The sequence below is a fragment of the Prolinoborus fasciculus genome (genome assembly GCF_056724605.1).
The window spans coordinates 1-1,998 of sequence record NZ_JBWZQN010000124.1 but is presented as its reverse complement, the minus strand read 5'-3'; the positions used below and the strand labels follow the sequence as shown (position 1 = coordinate 1,998).

Genomic DNA, 1,998 nt, shown 5'->3' with positions numbered 1-1,998 from the left:
CTCATGAAATACGGTATTCTGATGTGACAAAACCTGAATCCTGGTCGTTAAAGTGTTTGTTTGCACTCATATTTTAACTGTTAGGACTCAGGTTTTTTTATTTAAAGCAAACTATGGGACAGCAGTGGCAGGAGCGCCCTTTTTTATGTCTCTTAAAACATCAATAAAAATAACAATACTTAAAAATGCAATTCATTTCTGGAGAATTGCCCATAAAGGGAATGCAGCCGATAACATGGATATGCAGAAAATTACCTTTTCACTCTGGTACTTAAGCCAAAAGCCGGTATGTTAATTAAAAATAACAGCCAACTGGAATAAGCTCATTCGATGAAAACCCCGGTGCCCGATTATCTCCAGCATGTATTAACGGTCTGTCATGATAATGATCAGGGCGCTTTGGCTGACTATATCCCTGAACTGGCAGCGGTAGATCCAAACAAGTTCGCCTTAGCGCTGACCACGGTGGATGGCACGATTTATTCCACGGGGGATGATGAAACCGAATTTACCATGCAGTCGATGTCCAAGCCTTTTGCCTATGCCTTGGCATTGCAGCATTTGGGAATTTCAGCAGTACTGGAAAAGGTCGGCGTTGAACCTTCAGGGGAGGCTTTTAATCAGATTTCACTGGATAAAGAAACCAATCTTCCGAAAAATCCAATGATTAACTCGGGTGCGATCACCACGCATTCTTTGATTCCGGTACAAAAAGGCATTTCACGTGCGGAATGCTTGCGCCGTTTTTTAAGTGAGCTGGCAGGCCGTCAACTGGAATTCGACAAGCAGGTGTATAAGTCTGAAGTCAAAACTGCATTCCGGAACCTGTCGATTGGTTACATGCTGCGAACTGTAGGTGTGCTGGATTCGGATCCTGTGGAAATCGTAAATGGATATATCAAGCAATGTGCGATTAAAGTGACGGTCAAAGATCTGGCAAATATCTGCAGTGTGCTCGCCAATGGCGGTGTTCAGGCCAAAACTGGCAAACAGTTGTTAGAACGTGATGTAGTACGTCAAGTGCTCAGCGTGATGATGACCTGTGGCATGTATGATGCGGCGGGTGACTGGCTGACGACGGTCGGAATTCCTGCCAAAAGTGGTGTATCTGGCGGAATTATCGGGGTATTGCCTGGGCAAGTGGGAATTGTAGTTTTTTCTCCTAAAATTGATGAGCATGGGCATAGTGTGCGTGGTGTGGATATCTTCGAGCGTTTGTCGCGGGACATGGGCTTGCATCTGATGGAAGGGACGCCATCGGCACAGACCATTTTGCAAAGTCATTATATGGCAGGTAAGAACAATGACATTGTCGTGTATGAGCTGCGCGGCGTGTTGCAATTTACCGAGTCGGAAATGTTGCTGCGGATCTTGCAGGATGAGCCAGACGCTAAAACACGTATAGTCATAGACCTGACCAATTTGACTCTGATTCATGATGTGGGTGCACGTATGTTATTTGAAGGGGTCAAACGTTTACAAGCAGCTGGACACAAAGTGGTGGTCATTGATTCAGAAGGTGTATTGAGTGAGGAACAGGTGAAAGGCAATAAGCGGGTAGTAGTGACAGAAGAACTAGAGCGCTATTTGGACAAGTTTCATTAAGCCACATCCATAGGAATGAGTATGCCTTTCATTACTTGCGCTTTAAAACTTGCTCAGTAGAGGAAATGAAATATAAAAAAGCCCCGATGATTCGAGGCTTTTTTAATGAACGATTTATTTAATATGTTCTGCAATATCTGTAAAGATTACACTTAAGCCATGTGCACCTGCATCCGGATAGCCCAAGCTACGGTCACCGACAGTTCCGGCACGTCCCATACGTGCCACGATATCTTTGGTCGATTCCGCACCTTTTACCGCAGCCGGGCTTTGTTGCACAAAGATTTGAAATGCAAAGCGCCCCTAATTGAGCCAAATTTAAGGCGTAACTTGGGTAAGTGGTCGACCTAATTCCGTAAATCTGTTAAGGACTGCTACACGTGCATGGATCTC

General features: G+C 44.8%; 2 protein-coding genes. One reads left to right on the top strand and one right to left on the bottom strand.

What is annotated here, in order from left to right:
- The first annotated feature begins 342 nt into the window (after nt 1-342).
- Nucleotides 343-1,605 carry a glutaminase gene (locus AC1P5O_RS16440; protein ID WP_499006407.1) on the top strand — a complete coding sequence of 421 codons (1,263 nt, stop codon included), beginning with the start codon at nt 343-345 and terminating at the stop codon, nt 1,603-1,605.
- Nucleotides 1,606-1,719: 114 nt separating this feature from the next.
- Here AC1P5O_RS16440 and AC1P5O_RS16435 read toward each other — a convergent pair whose 3' ends face one another.
- Nucleotides 1,720-1,884, bottom strand: coding sequence for a DAK2 domain-containing protein (locus tag AC1P5O_RS16435; protein ID WP_004279395.1), 165 nt, complete (start codon nt 1,882-1,884; stop codon nt 1,720-1,722).
- Nucleotides 1,885-1,998: the final 114 nt, after the last annotated feature.